The sequence below is a fragment of the Spirochaetota bacterium genome, from assembly GCA_034190085.1.
In the GTDB taxonomy this organism is placed as follows: Bacteria; Spirochaetota; UBA4802; order UBA4802; family JAFGDQ01; genus JAXHTS01.
Window position 1 is genome coordinate 1 of the sequence record JAXHTS010000034.1, and the last position, 18737, is coordinate 18737.

Here is an 18737-nt window from a genome sequence, read left to right on the forward strand (position 1 = left end):
TATTTCCAGCAAAGTCTGTTGTAATGTTTGTTGTGCTATCTCCAGCTTGGTAACATGGAGAGGATGTGTTCTGAAGAGTAAAGATGCCATTAGCAGGATCAGTAAGTTGAGGATCGCTGCCTGTTCCGTTTGCTTCAAATGAAGTTACATCAGCAAATCCAGTACTGCCATTTGAAATTTCAGAATATGGAATACTGTCATAACCAATAATAGTTGTTCCATGTTCATAATAACAGTTGAAATCAATAACCGCGCCTGCTAATGCAATTGAGTACAGATACGAACTTGCGACACTATTATAAAAAGTGTTGTTTATAAAATTAGCATCTCCTGAGTGATTCCAGACTGCAAGCCCAAGAAAAGCATTATTATAAAATGTATTGTGATATATATTAAAACCCTGCCCTGATGGCACATTAAAGGATATTCCATTTTTATCTTTTGCGCCATCATTGTCCCCATTGCTGTAAATTAGTGAAGATGACAGATTGAGACCGAGTGTAGTGCCAATGCTTGATGCAGAAACCCCATCCAGGTTGTTATTATTTATTCTGGACCTGTGAATTGTAACAACTCCTGCATCGCCGCCTATATAGACGCCTTCTCCAGCAGATCCAGATATTGAGCATCTTTCAATCAGGACATCTGATAATTGACCAGCTCCAACATCAGCATCAACCTTTATACCTCGTCCCTCGGTATCCCATCTGATGCCGCTCCAGCCTTTGCCGCAGTCTATTATCTCAATATCCTGTACTTTTACATTGCTGATTGAACTTCCTGTTGTGCCGCTATTTGACAGTATTACAATCTCAACTCCTGCAAATCCGCATCTGGTGACTGTGCAGCCAGTAAAAATGAAATTAAGGGCGGTACTATTACTGTCATACGTCTGCGGAGAAATGCCTGAATCAAATATATCAGAAACTGTACATCCACTTACTGTGCAGTTGGAGCATGAATTACCAAATTCGATGCCATTTCCTGCCTGTATGATAGATGGATTTGAAATAATAACAGCTCCTCCTAATTTTTCAAGCGTACAATTGCTTATTGTAATATTATTGCTGTTTGCAAATACAATGCCATGAAGACTGGCATAACGAATATGAACATTCTGTATAGTAATATATGATTGATTATCTCCATTTATTCCAAATAAACGACGGCTTACCTCGATGGTGTGAGTATCAGGATCAGCATCATCAGTACACCATACATACATTGTATTTGTGGAATATTCAAATGTATATGAGCCTGCGGATGCACTATTAAAGGTTGTATTTAAATCAGTATTCCATGTATTGAATTTGAGTGGATTTCCATTTTCTGCAACCATTCCAAGTCCTTGTACACCTGAATCGATTGTCTTCTCATAAATATTATCCTGAGTGTGCTCCCAGCCAGTTTCAATTTCAGAGCCCTGAATAATTGGATCACTCCCGCTGCCGTATGCCCCAATTGCTATAGCATTGTCTTCAGTTCCAGACGCATCAACTGTAACCTTTTCCCTTGCGATTGTACCACGTTTCTGCAGATATGTTGTTCCTGCCTCAAAGGTTACATCTAACCATGAGTTATAGGGAGAGGCAAGCGAACCATTTCCAGAAGTAGAGGCAGATGGATCAATAAACTTGGAGTTTTCATATTCTATTGCATAATAAGCGCTTGCTTCAGCACTATTGTGCATCCCGTGTTTTACTGCATTTGCTTTGATTGTCATTATGGTGCCATTTTCACTAATAAGTATGGATGTTGAATATTCAGTAGAATCTGTCGTGGGTGTACTCTCATCAAGTGTGTAATAGATCACAGCACCAACTGTGGAGCTTGTAATAGTAATACTTATATCCTGATTATATGTTCCTGATAGCTGGGAAAAAACAGGAGTTGATACTATACCGATGTTATTCGAACTGTCAGAATTGCATCGGTCACAAGAAAAGATTGATAATAATAGTAAAATTGTTGGTGATAGTTGAAGAATCTTTTTTATCATAAAAGTTTATAAATCATAAAAAGATTGTATATATAATTACATTATATGTAATGATGTAATGAAAAAAATGTCAAATGATACAAGATGATTAAATATCCAAGAAACTCTATTCCTCAACTATATTATAGTTATAATAAACGATTAATGTCAAACCAGATGTCGTTGAATCTGAATATATTATTCAACATTTTTTTTGATTGTATTCAAGAATACATCTTCAGCTTTTCAGCCATTGATCATCCAATCTTCTTAAGAACAGAAATAATCCTCAACAAAGCGATATAAACAACAAACAAGAATAATTGTTACTTATATCCTGTTTACTAAACTTCAGAATAAGCTAAACATATTATTATCTTACTCTTCCATCATTACTTCCATTAACCTGAATACTGCCGGATCAGGAGATTTTGTATCATCATTCATCATAACACATATAAAAAAATTCTCCTTAGGATGATAATATAGAGCCGATCCAAATCCTTTTATCCCACCTCTATGACCAATAATATCTCCAATAGGCGTACTGGCGGCGACTACAATACCTTTGCCGTAGTATGTATTTTGTGTAACAGACATAAGATTCATGTCCGAAAACATGATTTGAAGACTGTGTTGTGACAGAAGTCTACCGCTCATCAGAGCTTGAAAAAATATATTTAAATCTTTTGGTGTAGCAAGAATTGACCCGGCTGCAAAAGGAATAATATAATCTTCTGTTTTAGATAAAACATTCCCATTATGATGGCCTCTTACAACAAGAGATTTAAGGTTTTGGTCGGTCATTACATCTGTTTCTTTCAGATTTATTTTATCGATTATATACTGCTTGACAGCTTCCTCATAAGATTTTCCTGTAACCTTCTCTATTATTATTCCCAGCATTAAATAGCCTATGTTTGAATAAGCAAAGTGTTGGCCTGGTTTAAAAAGCAGTTCTTTGTTTTTTAAATATGAAAGCACCTCTTTCGGATTCCGATAGCGGTACTTATTGGCTTCATATTCCTTCACACTATCAAAAGTTGCTATTCCTGATGTATGGGTGAGCAGATGATTTATGGTAATATGAGCTGCATGATGCATTTCAGGCAGCCACTTATCAATTGAGCTCCCCAGGTGCAATCTTCCCTCATCTTCTAAGCTTAGCACAACAACGGCTGTAAATATCTTGCAGATACTTCCCGCACAAAACTTTAAGTCAGGCGTGATTTTCGTTATCATCCCATTGCCTGTAATTCCTCGAGTAGCATACCATATCCCTTCATTTGGTACACCGACTGTTGCGCTTATTCCCTTAACCTGTGTAGTCAATTTTATCTCGTCGAGTTTCTTTTCCAATAAATCAACTTTATCTTTACTTAAGGATTGAGAAACAATCGATCCATTTGATTTTATGGATTCAATGGGTATTGTAATCAGTGAGCGAATATTGGATTTAGATTGCGGAGAATGGCTACATCCAGCAAAAGTTGTTATTAGAATAAGACTGAGTTGAAATGATATTTTTCTCATTCTCTATACTTCCTATTTTATCTATAGCAAAACAAGTTTGTATTTTGCTATCTGTCTAACATAGTTTTCTATATAATCATGAATTTATAATTCTTAGTAACTATTTTTCACATTTTTATTTGTGAATCAACTGACTCTATAGGTATAACATTCAGTATATATAGATATAAAGAAACCGGATAATATCATATGATAATAATTACTTTAAAGTAGCACCCCTCAGTGTCATCATAATTGTCGCTTTCTAAAATATTATATGCAAATCAATGATGTAAGGTGTTTTTCGCAAATTTTAAAATTGAGAATGTTGATAAAGCAGGTATTTCATCACCAATAACTTCATTCAATAGCTATGACTCGTTAAAAGTAATAATTTTTATCAAATATTGAGCACATTTTCACATCATAATAAGGATATATTTATTAAAGGTTTTAATTATATATAGTCAGTTATATTCATCATTATGAGGAACTGATTGTCTCAGGGTTTTGGTATTGGCTCGATGTCGCTTATTATCTAATCGACGAATCTTTGATACTAGGGTTGGTTTTGTCTTACGGCGCAATTTTGGCTTTTTGGATGCCTTGCGGATCAAATCAATCAGACGATTTATAGCTTCCTGACGATTCCGCTCCTGAGTGCGGTATCGTCTAGCATCAATAATTAATATCCCATCTTCAGTTATCCGCTTGCCAGCGATATGCGCTAAGCGTTCCCGGACATCAATGGGTAAGCCAGGTGAGTTGCCCACATCAAAGCGAAGTTGTACCGCTGATGCGACTTTATTTACATTTTGTCCACCTGGACCTGAGGCTCGGATGAAGTCTAGTTTAATTTCATTTTCATCAATAGCAATGATGTCTGTAATCTGTATCATCATTATATATAAACTTCATGAGGTGTATGCTGATCTTTAATCAGTATAGTATTTGTTAGGTCAATATTGTACTCTATGACTATTCTGTAAGATTTATCCTGTTGTCCTTAAAGTTCCATTGATGTATAATTTATAATTATTTATATATTCAAGTCAGCAACAATAAAAGGAGTACACCTTAATCCTACACTTGATTTTTTTACCCAAATCCTGACCATTGTAAATACTTCCTCTTCCAGATTGACTATATTTGGTAATTCTTCAACAAAAGAAATATCCTTAATCTTGAATTCATAATAGAAGTTGTTGGTGCTATATGGATCAGATAATAAGATTATCTTTTCAGAGTCATGAGGATGTTTTCGAGGTGATCCGGAGAAAGGAATATGAGTTTTTTTCATATCCTTTAGCTTTTCCTGTTTACTATAAGATTGAATTTCGAATTGTTTCGCTTCTTCAAGTAGATTTGAAAGTGGCATATTATATTCTCCAGTTTTCTATGATGATCTACAATAATGTTAAATTTAAATCAATGCAAGTACTTTCTATTCTCTTTTTTATTGAAAGCTTGAAATATAACTATGAATTATACTAAACCGTAAAAGAATGCGATTTATTCCTTGGTGTCATGTCTGTTGTAATCATTATGAGATTGAAGGAGATGATAATCCATATTATACTTTATTTTCAGAAAACTATTAGATTTTCTGATTTAGCATCTCTTTTGAGATATTCCCATCAGCTATCCTGGTTACTGAACCAGTCATAATAATTGAAAAGTCCTTTGAGATGGAGATGGCAATCTTCCCACCGGGCATATGAACAGCAATGTTTGAATTGCATAATCCTAATCTATAGGCAATGGCTGCTGCAGCGCTGCTGCTGCTGCCTGAGGCCAGTGTATATCCAGCACCGCGTTCCCATATTTCGATCTGAATATTATTTTTATCCAACACCTTCATAAACTGAACGTTCGTCCGATTCGGGAAACGGGAGTCACGCTCTATCACTGGCCCATACTTGTGAGCAGTTTGCTCTGATATCTCATCCAGAAGGACAACACAATGTGGATTTCCAATAGTAGCAGAGCAAAATTTTAATTCAGATCCATCTACTATAATCGTTTCATTTATAACCTCCCGCTGTGGGCCGGTTACAGGTATTTTATTACTCTGAAAGCTGACTCTTCCCATATCAACAGTAACACTACTGCCTTTATCAAGAACTTGGGATTTCACCTGACCTCCTAGTGTTAATATTGTAAAGGTATCATCATGAACAAGTCCAATATCCCAGAGATAGCGGGAAAAAATGCGTAGACCATTTCCACTCTTTTCTGCCTCACTGCCATCCGGATTGAGGATGCTCAATCCAAAATCACATTCTGAAGATTCATATGGTCCAATAAGGATGCCATCTGATCCAATCCCGTAATTTCTGTGACAAATCAGTTTAATTGTATTGATATCTAATTTTGTATCTAAATCTATTGGATTCAAAACAATATAGTCATTGCCCAAAGCATGATATTTAACAAACTTCATTGACGCTGATATACCTCACTTGATAGAATAATAATGAATTAGGATATCAAATTAGATCCATTGCATTATATAATGCTTGTCTATTAGCACCAAGATCATCCATGTAGGGGTAGTTAAGAAAAAAACCTATTCAAATAATTCTAATGGAAAATAATAAACTGGATTACTTAATTGTTGCTAACTTAATCTTGCTTACAAGATCCTTACCAAGTATATTCTGGATCTTAATCAATAAATCAGGATATAATTGTTCCATGCTTCTAAGCTTGTCCTGATCCCATGATATATACTTAATGTTGTCATTGACAATAATATCCGCTGATGCAGGTTCACCAGTAATAAAGCTCATCTCAGCGATAAAACTTCCCCTTGATAACTGTGCTATGCAATTGCCATCCTTAACCACATTTACAGAACCTGATAATATAAGCGAAATCTCTTCCAGATGATCGCCCTTCCTAATCATCAATTCATTGCATATCACTTTAATGCTTCCCATATGCCAAAAGAGGAGAAACTCTCTTTTACTCATTGATGAGAATATGCTTTGATAGAGATCGTTCAACTCTGTTGGCAATTCAATCGGTCTTCGTTCTCTTATGAGTCGCACTACCTGAATGGTGTTGATAATGAAAAAGAGCATATTCCAGAAAGCCACTGTATAATTATCTACAATTAAAGAATAAGTAAAGAGAAGAAGTTGCCCTAACATCAAGATGCTGCGAAGCCATAGTATATCCCGAATGGCTAACGCTAATAGCATTAGGAAATATCCTAAGTTAACAAGTATCTTCTCCATAATTACTCAATTGGTACTCTTTTCAATTCTGAAAAAATATTATATAAGATAAGTTACAACAAAATTATTCGTTAATTCTACGAAAGCCGCTTTTATCTATCTCCTCTTTTGTCTAACCAATCACGTATTGCATACCCTGTTCCAAAGGGCCAGGGTTCCAACTCTTCTGGAGGTACAAGCATAATTTCAGAAATTTCTTCATTTGTTATTATCTCTCCCTCTGCTTTCACATGGAAGGCTAAAATTAGTTGGTTCATCTCATAGAATGAGTAATATCCGATAAAGCTGACAATCTCTCCTATTAAATTGAGTTCTTCTTTAACTTCTCGAAGGATGGCTGATTCTGGAGTCTCCTCCTTTTCAAGAAATCCTGTGATAAGTCCGTACATCCCTTCTGGCCATCCTACACCACGAGCCATAACTACTCTGTCATCAATCTCTACTATTGCTGCAACAACTGGGACCGGATTATCCCAGAATACATAATTGCATGTCGCGCTCGAGCAGCGTTGACGTTGCTTCCCACCCTCTTCTGCAATGATCAAATTGTTTCCACAGATAGGACAAAATTTCATATCCCTTTCTCCTCCTTATGCTGAGCACTTCTATTATATTAATATACTATTCCGTTGGTGTTTTAGAGGTATGTAGTATTTAGGAATAACTATCATCATTAGAATATATTGAAATTGTCTATTACAGGGTATTTGTTATTAAACTATAGAGTTTTGAATAAAACTCCTCAGGATTATCATTCATGACAAAATGACCGCTATTATCAATTTTAATCTTTTCTATCCCGTCAAGTTCAGCAAGTATTTTCATATCTGAGTTCTTATCTCCATAGAAGTATGCCTTTTTGCAATTCAAACTTTTAAATTTTTGTATCAATATTCCACTGTCCGACCATTCTACTAATGATTCACAACTCTTATAGAATGCAATAGGTGAGGTTTGGTTCAGATCGAAATATTTTTTTTTATCTTTGTCTGATGGCGACTCGCATCTCTTAATATATTTTGCCTCAAATTCCTTGTAAGGCTGATTTATTGTTTTTCTGCTAACGAGATCGCAATCTTCGCTAATGAGATTCCCCTCAATATTAGCGAATGATATTGCAGACTTTAACATGTTATCTGATAGTAATAATCCTATTGCGCCACCCATGCTGTGAACAACGATGTGTATTCTTTGTTCAGGATAATTTTTGATGAGTTTTTCGCAGATATCTGCCTGATCCTCCATTGTATAGGAGAAATCTTCTGGTTTAGATGAATTTCCATATCCTATGAAGTCAAAGGTAAGAATGGAAAATTCCATCAGGTAGCTAATAACCCATGCATCAGCAAAGGAATCCTGAGAGCAACCTATACCGTGTAAAAAGACTATAAGATCGCTTGACCTTTGTCTGTATATATAATTAATACTATAATCCCTGCCATAATGATTGACAATTTTCTTTATTGAATACATATTCTTAACCAATCTATTCCTTCAAAGTCAATAACATGATGTGATGAAGAGTCCTATACGTCAACTAAGAAACAAGATGGATTTATGCATTCAATTCGATTATCAATACACCTGTACTGATTTGAATTATTATTCCTAAAGGAGCTTTTTACGGCTGCAGGTTTATTCAAGATTGGCTTGTGGGATGTATAGATATTATTGATATATGGTATATAAAGTTAATTCGTCTCCCTTGAGATTATCTCTGACCACCAATCTTCCAAGACATAATTCTTATCCATTGATATAAGTTGCCCAAGTTTAGGTACGATTATTCTTACACCTCGCTTTTCTGCCTCATCTGTTATTCTAATAATTGGATCAAACCATGTGTGCAAACCCAGATTGAACATACCCCAGTGGACAGGAATCATCGCTTCGCCTTTTAAGTCTATATGCGCTTGAACAGCTTCCTCTGGAAGTTGGTGTACAAATTTCCAATCTAAACTGTAAGCCCCATTTTCTAGAAATGTTAGATCGAATGGTCCTAATCGATTACCGATTTCCTTATAGTGTTTCCCATAACCGGAATCTCCACTATAGAAGATGTTTTCATTTTGTCCTTGTATAGACCAGGAAGACCATAGCGTTTTATTTCTATTGAAAAAACCTCTACCAGAAAAATGCTGTGCGGGCGTGCAGGTTAATTTTAATCCTTTATGATTGGTGGAATTCCACCATGTCAATTCAGTTATTTTTTTATTATCAACGCCCCAGGACTCCAGGTGTGAGCCTACACCTAAAGGAACAACATATTGAATATCGCGAGCCTTTAATTTTGTAATTGTTTTGTAATCAAGGTGGTCATAGTGATCATGAGAAATAAGTATAATGTCAATATTGTGAATTTCATCGATGGTTAACACAGGTGGCTGGAAACGTTTTACCATAAATGGAACCGGGGATGCATAGGTAGAAAAAACTGGATCAATAAGAATTCGATTTGAATCAATCTCTAAAAGAACTGTTGAGTGACCAAGCCATGCAAATCGAAGATTTTTATTTATTATTTTTAATTCTGATAATTTTAGTGGGGCTACTGGCAGTTTTTCCTTTGGTGTGCGGCCCTTGGTCTTAAAAATAAAATCGTACATTATAACTACCCATGATCTTCCTGTGGATATTGGTGTATTATGAGGATTTTGAAATTTATTTTTCCTGCGATTATATTGTTCTGAATTCATTATTTTGTCCAATCGGTCACCCTTTGGGTCACTTCCCATAGATGAGCATGATAATAAAATAATAACCATAAATGTTAATATAATCGTTGTTAATGTAAATAGTATTAAATTCAATTTGTACATTATCATAATAATTCGACAGTTATGTACTATACAACATTTAACCTGACACTCTCATTTTCTTTTGTTGTCTGTAAGTTATTATCCAGCATCTTTTATAGAGCAATATTCTTCGAATCTAGAAATGTTTGCATGGGCGTTCTTCCGTAACAATACTTGCCAGTATGTGGCCTATCATCATTATATTATTTTATCCAATCGTCAAGATCTTCTTGTAACTCCTCTAAATCTCTGTAAATCTTTTTCTAAAAGCAACGCGATAAAATTTATTCAACACAGTCTTATGAAATCTTTCACCAATGCCATTCGATTGAGGACTCATGGCTTTTGTCTTAGAATGATCAATATTTTCAACTGCTAAATACAACTGATATTCATGGTTTTCAATTTTCCCACAATACTCAGTCCCTCTATCTGTTAATATCCTCAAAGAAGGAATCCCTTGCTCCTCAAAAATAGCAACACTCTGTCGTTTAAAATATCCGCAGCTGTAATAACAGTTTTAGTAGTGTAGAGTTTAGCAAAAGCAACCTTGTATAAGTATCAATAAAACTCTGTTGATATATTCGGCCAACACCTTTCATTGTCCCAACATAAAACGTATCTTGTTATCCTAAATAGCCAGGATGTTCCGTTTCTATCTCTCCATAGGCCTCCTTTTCCCTTTTGGCTTTCTCTAAAGCTACTAATTTTGCCTCCGTTAATACTAAATCATCCTGAGCAGCTTTTGACTCTAAGGCCTTAAGCCTCTTCTTAAATGTCTACAGATCATGTCTTTGCCAAATACTCCTTACTCCACCTGGGGAAACGAATAAACCATCTTTCTTCAAATCGTTAGATACCCGCATTTGGCCACAAGCCGGGCGATCAATGGCCATCTTAAAAATGCATCTTCTATTATAGGATTGATCCTATTTTTAATATTAGGCTTTTTTCTGCTAATCTTTTTTAGCGCTTCTTTACTTCCATTCTCATAAAGTTCTTTAAATCTGTAGAAGCTATCTCTTGAATATCCAAAAACTTTACATGCTTGTGATACATTACCCAATTCTTTTGCAAGTCTTATTAGACCAACTTTTGTTTTGATTATTTTGTCTTCTTGGTTCATAGACACTCCTCATAATTGTATTTGCCGAAAACTGACACTTATTCCCCCCGGGGGGAATAAGTGTCAGTTTTATTATCGGAATGTCAGATATTATCTTAACTATTACAATTTTAAACCAGTTGAGCCATCGCTGGCAGCCCTTTCAGTATCCCATGCACCTTTTCTTTCAATGTGAGCAAATAGGATCCATGCATCATCAATTAAATCCTTATCATATTGCTTCTGCATCTATGATGCAGCTCTTAATGCATCCTAGTGAGCTTGTTATGCATCTACTTGATTTTTAATCTTTTCTCCGTCAATCCATTCATATCTTTTACTATTCTGCTTATTTAAAGTGCCAAAGGAAGTTATCTCCCCTTCACGGCTAGTATAGTATCATCATCAGAACGATCAAACATATATTCAAAAGCGCTAATAGCCTTAGCATCCTTTGCAACAACACCAACGCTGCAATGCTCGTGACCAGGAACATTCCATTCGAGTCCTGAAATAATATATTTATCAGAATACAATTTTCTGGACTCAACTATGTCCGGATAAACAAAATCCCTTAAGCTCTGCCATCTCCACATTTCTTGGTGTCCATTGCTCTCTTCATAATCTCCCAGGATTGGATTTTGTGGATAGAAAATGATATCATCCCAGTAATTACCATTTCCATCCCTGTTCCTCTCTCCACCATGTTCTGAATTCGCCCACCAGTCCAATCCATACTCTTCATTTTTACTCATAACGAAATCAAAAGTAGTGGAACCATCAGTATAATAAGTGTGCTGATGAAAATCACTAGACATCCACTTGCCAATTGTTTCCTCCATTTCAATATCACAATAGAATTGACATAAACTAATTGTACAGACTCCGATAATACCTACTGATCTAGATAATAGTTTTGATGGATTTAAATTCATTAGAGTTAGCTCCTCTTTTCCTTTAGTTTAATAATTTTTTGTACTTTCTTTACCAATTAAAATTGGTTTCTGCTTTTTTCATCACCTCCCTTTTAAAGTTTTCATTATAAAAAATATATGTTAATCGGTTTAGGAAGGATAAATATTTTATTAATCTTTGATAAATTAATAAAATTTGTGAAGGGGGAGAAACCTATCAGTTGGTGATGCCTGTATATTTTGAGTATGTTAGTTATTTATGTTGATTTGTTGCTCAGTTCTAATTTTGAAATAATATCATAAAGTTCTTTTTCATTAAAATGATATAATATTAATTAAGTGCATGCTGCTTCGATTAATGCATGTAATTTTATTATAAATAGACCAATCGTCTTCCTTTTAAAGATGTTCAAAAAATCCGATAGGTGTTTCTAATTCTATTTCAAGTTCATCGATACTTTTGAAAAAAATTGCTTTATCAATATAAATTTTATTTTCCATAGTATTAGCATTTAGTTATTGCGCGTTCATTTCGTACAACGAGTTGCGGGTTTAAGAGGTTTTTCTGGAGCGAAGCGGAAGAAAAATATGGCGAAGCCCTTGCCTAAATCTGCTGTTATAGGGTGTTGCTGGCTGGGATTTTTTTCCCTTATTATTATAGCATCTTCATTAATAAAGATGATACTGATTGGAAAATAATGTTATTTCATTCTGATATATCATCACTATATTGATATTATATGATATTTATTATATCTTGTCCCAATCAGGTAGCTTCTTAACTCTCACCTCTTTCATCACATCATCAAAATCATTCATTATTTCTTTTATAGTCTTTCCAATCCAATATTTTGCAAAGAAATTTGATGTCTCCATTTCCATGGTTTCTTTTGTTAAAGCATAGAATGATTGTAACAATTTACAATTTATCAAGCATGAAGTATCATTCATTAAGAGACCTGGGCGTTCATGCTCGTTTTTTTATTGACACATAAAAAATTACGGAATAGATTAAAGACACAATCCAGTAACAGAACATTCAGGTACAGGAAGATATGCTGATTGAGGTTACTGAGAAGAGTGATACCCCAAAAGCCAGGTGTTTTGTGATAGCGTATAGGGGAGAATAAGCTATGCATAAGGCATTTTTATTATTTCTTGCAATATATTGGTCTCTGGCCCTAACTGGGTGGGGATATGCTAACGAACGTTCCAGAGAAACCATCCGTCTCTCTCCAGCGGACCAGCTTATCCTTGAGCGTATTGATAAGCTCAATGAGCGGCTTACAACTGAGATAGGCAAGGTTAATGAACGGATCGATAAGCTCAATGATCGGATCGATCTGATATGGGCTACAATGATTGGTGGTTTCCTGGGTGTAATGATCTTTGTTGGGGGCTTAGTATTCTGGGACAGGCGAACAACCCTTGCACCGGTTCACACAAGGATAGATGAATTGACCCACCGTGAGAAAGTCTTAGTGGATACTTTAAAGGAGTTTGCAAAGGATGAACCCAAATTAATGGAGTATTTGCGTATTTCTGGCCTATTGTGAAATTTCAGATTGCGGCACATGAATCGCCTGCTAAAATCCTGTTAAATTGGCAAAGCCAATGGCATAGCGGATTTAACAGGGTAAATCTCTTTAAGCACTTCAAGGATCTTTATCTCTTTTCTGACAATTTCGCTCAAATGACTGTTTCTAACTATTACAAAGGGAGGTATGCCCTCTCTTACAGAAGTTTCTTTGCCAATCGTCTGAACCACTGATTTTACTTGATTAAATGATTGCCTTGATCTTTTTGGTTGAACTTCTTATTTAATAAACGTTTAAATTCCAAACTTTTAGATCCAAAGTTAATTGATAACCCTACTTCTAAATCGTATGCCTCAAGATAATTAAGACCTTGCGCTAAATGAACATCTTCTAGTTTAGAAAGCGCCTATAATTCGACACTTATAACTGTTTCAATTAAAAAATCAACCCTTCGTGTGCCGATTTGCTGATTTTTATAGAATATTGGCATCTCATATTCTCGATTAAAGGATAAACCAGAATCTTCCATTTCAATAGCCAATGCTCTCTGATAAATAACTTCTTGAAAACCATTCCCTAAAGCAGAATGAACTCTCATCGCACATCCAATTATCTCAGATGTTAAATCAGAATACTTGTATTCACTCTTAATCACGGTTTATCCCTTAATCATAAATAATCAGTGGTTCAGACAGTTTTCGTACCGCTTTTTCAATAACCTACATAAAAAAAATAGAACAAGGGGGTTGAAACCCCCTTGTATCCCCCATGTAAAAAACAAAAAAGGTAAAAATCCAAAAGGTTACGGAGTCCTCGCAAAGCGGAAGCCTCCGATGATGTTCTCGTAATACGGAACGTTGCTGCCCCAACGGCCAACCTGCATGTAGCCAGCAGAATAGAGCCAGCTCCCGCCACGTCCCACGCGGTCCGAACCGCTCAAATCAAAACACCATTCCCACACATTGCCGCTCATATCATAAATACCAAGCGCATTATCATCTTTATCACCAACTTCATGTGTGCTGGAACCACTGTTATCCCAATACCAGGCCACATCCCCTGTTTCGTCCTGGTCTCCATCGCCGTCATAGTCAGATAACGCTATATCGTCATAATCAGCATCAGCACCACTGGCAAAATCTCCTGGATAAAATTCGCCACTGTCCTCAATATCTCCATCGCCGTTGAAATCAGATATATACCGCGCCGCAAGCTCCCATTCATTGCTCGTAAGCAGTCGAAAACCGGTTGCATTGTCAACCGGAACAACAGCATCGCACTGAGCCCAATTGCTATCCCGCGAATCCCTGATTGGTGTTCCAGACAGTGTATCGTCGTCTGTATAAACAGGTGTAAAACCTGTTCCATTCTGCTCATTGTAATACTCGGTAAGTGCATTGCACCAGACCATAGAGTCCCGCCAGTTTATCATGGTCACAGGATGCTGAGCTGTATCACCTGTTCCGTCGCCCATAATGCCTGCATTGGCAAAACTGTAACCGTTGGTTGTGGCCCAGGTGTGTACCGCATCCCAAAGCTCATAAGTCAACTCAGTCTCGCCAATCCAATAGGAATCGCCTACCTCTGCTGTTCCGCTGTCATTTGTTACTGTTGGAAAGCTTTTCCCCTCGACATAGACTAAGTTAAAGCTCACACCACCGGCTGAAAGCGTCTCACTGTCGCCAGCTCTATGCGGGACCGTCACTTCGCAGGTGTCAGTAAATCCTCCATCCGTTGTACTTACTGTAATGGTCGCTGTTCCCGCCGCAATAGCTGTCACTGTGCCATCTGATGCCACTGTGGCAACGCCTTCATTGTCGCTTGACCAGCTCACGCTCTTGTCCGTAGCATCAGAAGGCTCAACTGTGGCTGTCAACTGCTCAGTTGAACCTACATTTATGGTTGTGCTGCCCTTATTCAGCGTTACCCCCGTGACTGGAATTATAACCGTCACTTCACAGTCAGCGGTAAATCCACCGTATGTTGTTTCCACAGTTATGGTAGCTGTTCCCACCGCAATAGCTGTCACTGTGCCATCTGATGCCACTGTGGCAACGCCTTCATTATCGCTTGACCAGCTCACGCTCTTGTCCGCAGCATCAGAAGGCTCCACTGTGGCTGTCAACTGCTCCGTTGAACCTACTGGAATAGATGTGCTGCTCTTGTTCAGCGATACGCCCGTGACGTCAATAATAACTGTCGTCACCTCACATTCATCGGTAAATCCACCGTCTGTTGTAGTTACTGTAATGGTAGCTGTTCCCACCGCAATAGCTGTCACTGTGCCATCTGATGCCACTGTGGCAACGCCTTCATTGTCGCTTGACCAACTCACGCTCTTGTCCGCAGCATCAGAAGGCTCAACTGTGGCTGTCAACTGCTCAGTTGAACCTAAACCTATGGTTGTGCTGCTCTTGTTCAGCGTTATCCCCGTGACTGCAGTGGAGCCCGGTATGATCGGTATGTCACTGCCTCCATCATCATCTCCGCATCCGACTAAGCCTATGCCCAAAAACATAACTAAACCAACAAAAACCATGCTTGCAAATCTCTTCATAAAAATTTTCCTTTGAAATATTGATCCAATTATATGGCGTTAACGCAAAAAGTATATTATAGAGTTTCCGTTGCATATAAACGGATATAATCGCATGTAATCGCTGATATTCAGCATCAATTTCTTAGATATCAACTCTTACAGGAACGCCATTATATAAAAAAATAATTATACGCACGGAAAATACAATCCCGAATAATTATGAATATTGATAAGTATACGTCGTTATAGCGATATAGTTTATTTATTACCCAAAAACAGGTTAAACCTCAATGTTATTCCTGCGAATGCAGGAATCTATGAAGTCATACTTTACAGAAAATAAAATCTGATTTTATATAAAAAACTTAGAATGCTATATTTAATGATATTGGGCTAAACCCAGGCTAGTTTTAACTCATTTGAATATAAAATAATTAAAATTATTTGTAAAATCAAGCGGTTTCGCCCATTTCCCCACGATCTTACAGCAAGTTAACAAAAATACAGCAATTAGGTCAAATGAAATAGAGTGGTGTCTTAATTGATCGAAAATATCATTTCTGATGAGTGGGTAAGACAGTGGCTTTCGCCACCGCCTCCACGTTGTCGCAATAGGGTCAATTCCCTATATTTACCAGCGTGCATTTTTCTCGCCCTGGGCGACCCCTAAGGGAATTTGTCATTATGCCCGTTTAGCATTGCCCCTGAATAGCAAGGGGAAACCCTTTGATATTCATTTTTTGATACAAATGAGTAAAGTGAGACAAGTCCTTTTTTTTGAAAGAATCTGTTAGGGATTCTCAAGTTGTCTATGACCGAAATACGCTTTTTCAATAACCTACATCAAAAAAATAGAACAAGGGGGCCTTGCCCCCTTGTATCCCCCAGCTTTAAAAAAAACTCAAAAAGGTAAAAATGTAAAAATCTGACGCTCACGGATGAGCTAATGCAGAGCCTGCACAGAAGGTGCTTAAAAAGGCTCTGCCAAAAACTAATAAGTCCTCGCAAAGCGGAAGCCAAAGCCAGAGCTCGATTCGAACGGGGCGTTGTCACGACGATTAGAAGCGCACAGGTCGTTGGAGTCGTCGGTAAAGTCTCCACCCCGTAGCACGCGGTCAGTACCGCTTATTGGCCCTGTTGGGTTTATATCCGAACCACTGCCATAGCTGCTCCACCAGTCATAGCACCACTCATATACATTCCCGCTCATATCATATAAGCCAAGCTCATTTGCAGCCTTTGTACTAAACTCATGTGTTCCTCGACTGCTCCATAAGTCGCTATGCGGAGTAGTTCCTGAATTATCATAATACCATGCATAATCTCCAAAAACCGTTGATTCTCCTCCATCAATCGGATAACAATAACCTGTTTCATCTCCGCTTGCATGATTACCTGGAAGCCAGCTAATTCCGTCAATATACCTGGCCGCATATTCCCACTCCGCCTCTGTAGGAAGCCTGTAGCCATTATTGCTAAAATTACAGCTCCAATCACTCAAGTCATAGCAGGGCGTCAACCCCTCCATCTCGCTCAAATAGTTACAGAACGCAGCAGCCCCATACCAGCTTATCTCTACGCATGGATAGTTCGACAGATCAACACTGTCCCCATTTCCGTCATCGCCAAGGCCAGACTTAACTGAAAATGTCCCGCCAATGTATTCTATAAGACAATGACAACCTTCATCATCATCATCATCATCTAAATCAAGCAGTTCCTGACTATCTCCAGTATTCCTTACTGTATTTTCATTAACTTCCACAAACTTCCCCTCTGCATTCGCCCAGTTGAAAACCTCAACCACCTGCGCATTCGTCACCTCGTATTTACCCATATAAAAATTGCTTAAAGTAACCTCATGCACTGGCGTTGCAACACCGTCATACCCCATCTGAAATGTGCCCCCTGGCACATACACCATGTCTTTCGGAATAACCATAACCTCACATACAGCAGTAAATCCTCCATCCGTTGTAGTTACTGTAATGGTCGCTATTCCCGCCGCAATAGCTGTCACAGTGCCATCTGATGCCACTGTGGCAATGCTTTCATTATCGCTTGACCAACTCACGCTCTTGTCCGCAGCATCGGCAGGCTCAACTGTGGCTGTCAACTGCTCCGATAAACCAACACCTATGGTTGTGCTGCTCTTGTTCAGCGATACGCCCGTGACTGCGGTGGAGCCCGGTATGATCGGTATGTCGCTTCCTCCGCCATCATCACCGCAGCCGACCAAGCTCATGCCCAAAAACATAATTAAACCAACAAAAACCATACCTGCAAATCTTCTCATAAAAATTCTCCTTTGAAATTTAAATGTAATTATATCCTGTTACTGTAAAAAGTATATTATACCGTTTTCACTGAGTATAAACGGATATAATCGCATGTAATCGCTGATATTCAGCATCAATTTCTTAGATATCAACTTTTACAGGAACCCCATTATATAAAAAAATAATTATACGCACGGAAAATACAATCCCGAATAATTATGAATATAATTAAATATAGGTTGTTATAGCTAGTTTATTTGTTCCCCGAAAACAGGCTAAACCCAGGCTCATTTTAATTCATTTGTACTTACATACAATTTAATTAAAATTATATGAAAAGACAAGCTGTTTCGACAATCTCCCCTCAATCTTGCAGCAAGTTAACAAAAATACAGCAATTAGGTCAAACAAAATAGAATCAAACATAAACTCTTGATAAAATGCTGCATTACAGTTATTTTATATCTATATGTTATATAGACGCTCATGGAGGAGCGGCTTTTCATTAGTGCCGAAATTCAATCTTTATTAGTCTATTTTTTAACAAATAAAAAAATCCCAGCCAGCAATTTCATATAACCTTGGTATATATAGAAGAGTAGGTATATATCACCTTTCTATTCTTAAGGTTACTCATACCCTACTAAACTGGGGATATATTCGTAATTCAAATATATCTAAAATCAACAAAAGGAATACCAGGCTCTGCGCAAGGAATACCAGGCTCTGCGCAAGGAATACCAGGCTCTGCGCAAGGAATACCAGGCTCTGCGCAAGGAATACCAGGCTCTGCGCAAGGAATACCAGGCTCTGCGCAAGGAATACCAGGCTC

16 protein-coding genes and 2 pseudogenes are annotated in these 18737 nt (G+C 37.4%); 2 read left to right on the forward strand and 16 right to left on the reverse strand.

What is annotated here, in order from left to right; translation table 11 throughout:
* The 13 genes and pseudogenes from SVZ03_06120 to SVZ03_06180 all read right to left on the reverse strand — a co-directional run.
* Window positions 1–1999: right-handed parallel beta-helix repeat-containing protein (locus SVZ03_06120; protein MDY6933785.1), on the reverse strand; the 1999-nt coding region annotated here is incomplete at its 3' end.
* A 357-nt stretch (window positions 2000–2356) separates the two neighbouring features.
* On the reverse strand, window positions 2357–3511 hold the full coding sequence (locus tag SVZ03_06125) for a serine hydrolase domain-containing protein (protein ID MDY6933786.1): 1155 nt from the start codon (window positions 3509–3511) through the stop codon (window positions 2357–2359).
* A 446-nt stretch (window positions 3512–3957) separates the two neighbouring features.
* Window positions 3958–4389 carry an alternative ribosome rescue aminoacyl-tRNA hydrolase ArfB gene (gene arfB, locus SVZ03_06130; GenBank protein ID MDY6933787.1) on the reverse strand — a complete coding sequence of 144 codons (432 nt, stop codon included), beginning with the start codon at window positions 4387–4389 and terminating at the stop codon, window positions 3958–3960.
* Window positions 4390–4529: 140 nt separating this feature from the next.
* Entirely contained in the window at window positions 4530–4868 is a 339-nt protein-coding gene (locus SVZ03_06135; GenBank protein MDY6933788.1) for an inorganic pyrophosphatase Ppa, read from the reverse strand.
* Window positions 4869–5087: 219 nt separating this feature from the next.
* Window positions 5088–5933 carry a diaminopimelate epimerase gene (dapF, locus tag SVZ03_06140; GenBank protein ID MDY6933789.1) on the reverse strand — a complete coding sequence of 282 codons (846 nt, stop codon included), beginning with the start codon at window positions 5931–5933 and terminating at the stop codon, window positions 5088–5090.
* A gap of 163 nt (window positions 5934–6096) precedes the next feature.
* Window positions 6097–6732: a cyclic nucleotide-binding domain-containing protein gene (locus tag SVZ03_06145; GenBank protein MDY6933790.1), complete on the reverse strand. Its 636-nt coding sequence runs from the start codon at window positions 6730–6732 to the stop codon at window positions 6097–6099.
* Window positions 6733–6824: 92 nt separating this feature from the next.
* Window positions 6825–7307 carry an NUDIX domain-containing protein gene (locus tag SVZ03_06150; protein ID MDY6933791.1) on the reverse strand — a complete coding sequence of 161 codons (483 nt, stop codon included), beginning with the start codon at window positions 7305–7307 and terminating at the stop codon, window positions 6825–6827.
* Between the two features lie 121 nt (window positions 7308–7428).
* Window positions 7429–8217: an alpha/beta hydrolase gene (locus SVZ03_06155; protein MDY6933792.1), complete on the reverse strand. Its 789-nt coding sequence runs from the start codon at window positions 8215–8217 to the stop codon at window positions 7429–7431.
* A 206-nt stretch (window positions 8218–8423) separates the two neighbouring features.
* Window positions 8424–9428 carry an MBL fold metallo-hydrolase gene (locus tag SVZ03_06160; protein ID MDY6933793.1) on the reverse strand — a complete coding sequence of 335 codons (1005 nt, stop codon included), beginning with the start codon at window positions 9426–9428 and terminating at the stop codon, window positions 8424–8426.
* Window positions 9429–9643: 215 nt separating this feature from the next.
* Window positions 9644–10656 (reverse strand): annotated as a pseudogene (locus SVZ03_06165) (IS481 family transposase).
* 102 nt (window positions 10657–10758) lie between these two features.
* Complete coding sequence (locus SVZ03_06170) at window positions 10759–10884, reverse strand: hypothetical protein (GenBank protein ID MDY6933794.1); 126 nt, start codon at window positions 10882–10884, stop codon at window positions 10759–10761.
* A 122-nt stretch (window positions 10885–11006) separates the two neighbouring features.
* The gene (locus tag SVZ03_06175) at window positions 11007–11570 is read right to left on the reverse strand and encodes a hypothetical protein (protein ID MDY6933795.1); all 564 of its coding nucleotides are present in this window, start codon (window positions 11568–11570) and stop codon (window positions 11007–11009) included.
* 729 nt (window positions 11571–12299) lie between these two features.
* Complete coding sequence (locus tag SVZ03_06180; protein ID MDY6933796.1) at window positions 12300–12425, reverse strand: hypothetical protein; 126 nt, start codon at window positions 12423–12425, stop codon at window positions 12300–12302.
* Between the two features lie 257 nt (window positions 12426–12682).
* Between SVZ03_06180 and SVZ03_06185 the strand changes: the two genes are divergently transcribed.
* On the forward strand, window positions 12683–13105 hold the full coding sequence (locus tag SVZ03_06185) for a hypothetical protein (protein ID MDY6933797.1): 423 nt from the start codon (window positions 12683–12685) through the stop codon (window positions 13103–13105).
* The gene (locus tag SVZ03_06190; GenBank protein MDY6933798.1) at window positions 13102–13320 is read left to right on the forward strand and encodes a hypothetical protein; all 219 of its coding nucleotides are present in this window, start codon (window positions 13102–13104) and stop codon (window positions 13318–13320) included. The genes SVZ03_06185 and SVZ03_06190 overlap by 4 nt, the downstream gene beginning before the upstream one ends.
* Window positions 13321–13322: 2 nt before the next feature.
* On the opposite strand, the pseudogene SVZ03_06195 reads toward SVZ03_06190, so the two are convergent.
* The 3 genes and pseudogenes from SVZ03_06195 to SVZ03_06205 all read right to left on the reverse strand — a co-directional run bounded on the left by SVZ03_06195 (window position 13323) and on the right by SVZ03_06205 (window position 17922).
* Window positions 13323–13742 (reverse strand): annotated as a pseudogene (locus SVZ03_06195) (GxxExxY protein).
* A gap of 147 nt (window positions 13743–13889) precedes the next feature.
* Window positions 13890–15644 carry an Ig-like domain-containing protein gene (locus SVZ03_06200; GenBank protein MDY6933799.1) on the reverse strand — a complete coding sequence of 585 codons (1755 nt, stop codon included), beginning with the start codon at window positions 15642–15644 and terminating at the stop codon, window positions 13890–13892.
* Between the two features lie 973 nt (window positions 15645–16617).
* Window positions 16618–17922 (reverse strand): SUMF1/EgtB/PvdO family nonheme iron enzyme, encoded by a 1305-nt coding sequence (locus SVZ03_06205; GenBank protein MDY6933800.1) that lies wholly within the window; start codon window positions 17920–17922, stop codon window positions 16618–16620.
* Between the last annotated feature and the right edge of the window lie 815 nt (window positions 17923–18737).

Bases quoted from the DNA above. Each gene is read 5' to 3' on its own strand.
- SVZ03_06125 (MDY6933786.1), bottom strand. From the start codon at position 3,511: ATGAGAAAAATATCATTTCAACTCAGTCTTATTCTAATAACAACTTTT.
- SVZ03_06135 (MDY6933788.1), bottom strand. From the start codon at position 4,868: ATGCCACTTTCAAATCTACTTGAAGAAGCGAAACAATTCGAAATTCAA.
- SVZ03_06205 (MDY6933800.1), bottom strand. From the start codon at position 17,922: ATGAGAAGATTTGCAGGTATGGTTTTTGTTGGTTTAATTATGTTTTTG.
- SVZ03_06150 (MDY6933791.1), bottom strand. From the start codon at position 7,307: ATGAAATTTTGTCCTATCTGTGGAAACAATTTGATCATTGCAGAAGAG.
- dapF (MDY6933789.1), bottom strand. From the start codon at position 5,933: ATGAAGTTTGTTAAATATCATGCTTTGGGCAATGACTATATTGTTTTG.
- SVZ03_06160 (MDY6933793.1), bottom strand. From the start codon at position 9,428: ATGAATTCAGAACAATATAATCGCAGGAAAAATAAATTTCAAAATCCT.
- SVZ03_06180 (MDY6933796.1), bottom strand. From the start codon at position 12,425: ATGGAGACATCAAATTTCTTTGCAAAATATTGGATTGGAAAGACTATA.
- SVZ03_06185 (MDY6933797.1), top strand. From the start codon at position 12,683: ATGCATAAGGCATTTTTATTATTTCTTGCAATATATTGGTCTCTGGCC.
- SVZ03_06145 (MDY6933790.1), bottom strand. From the start codon at position 6,732: ATGGAGAAGATACTTGTTAACTTAGGATATTTCCTAATGCTATTAGCG.
- SVZ03_06170 (MDY6933794.1), bottom strand. From the start codon at position 10,884: ATGCAGAAGCAATATGATAAGGATTTAATTGATGATGCATGGATCCTA.
- SVZ03_06175 (MDY6933795.1), bottom strand. From the start codon at position 11,570: ATGAATTTAAATCCATCAAAACTATTATCTAGATCAGTAGGTATTATC.
- SVZ03_06200 (MDY6933799.1), bottom strand. From the start codon at position 15,644: ATGAAGAGATTTGCAAGCATGGTTTTTGTTGGTTTAGTTATGTTTTTG.
- arfB (MDY6933787.1), bottom strand. From the start codon at position 4,389: ATGATACAGATTACAGACATCATTGCTATTGATGAAAATGAAATTAAA.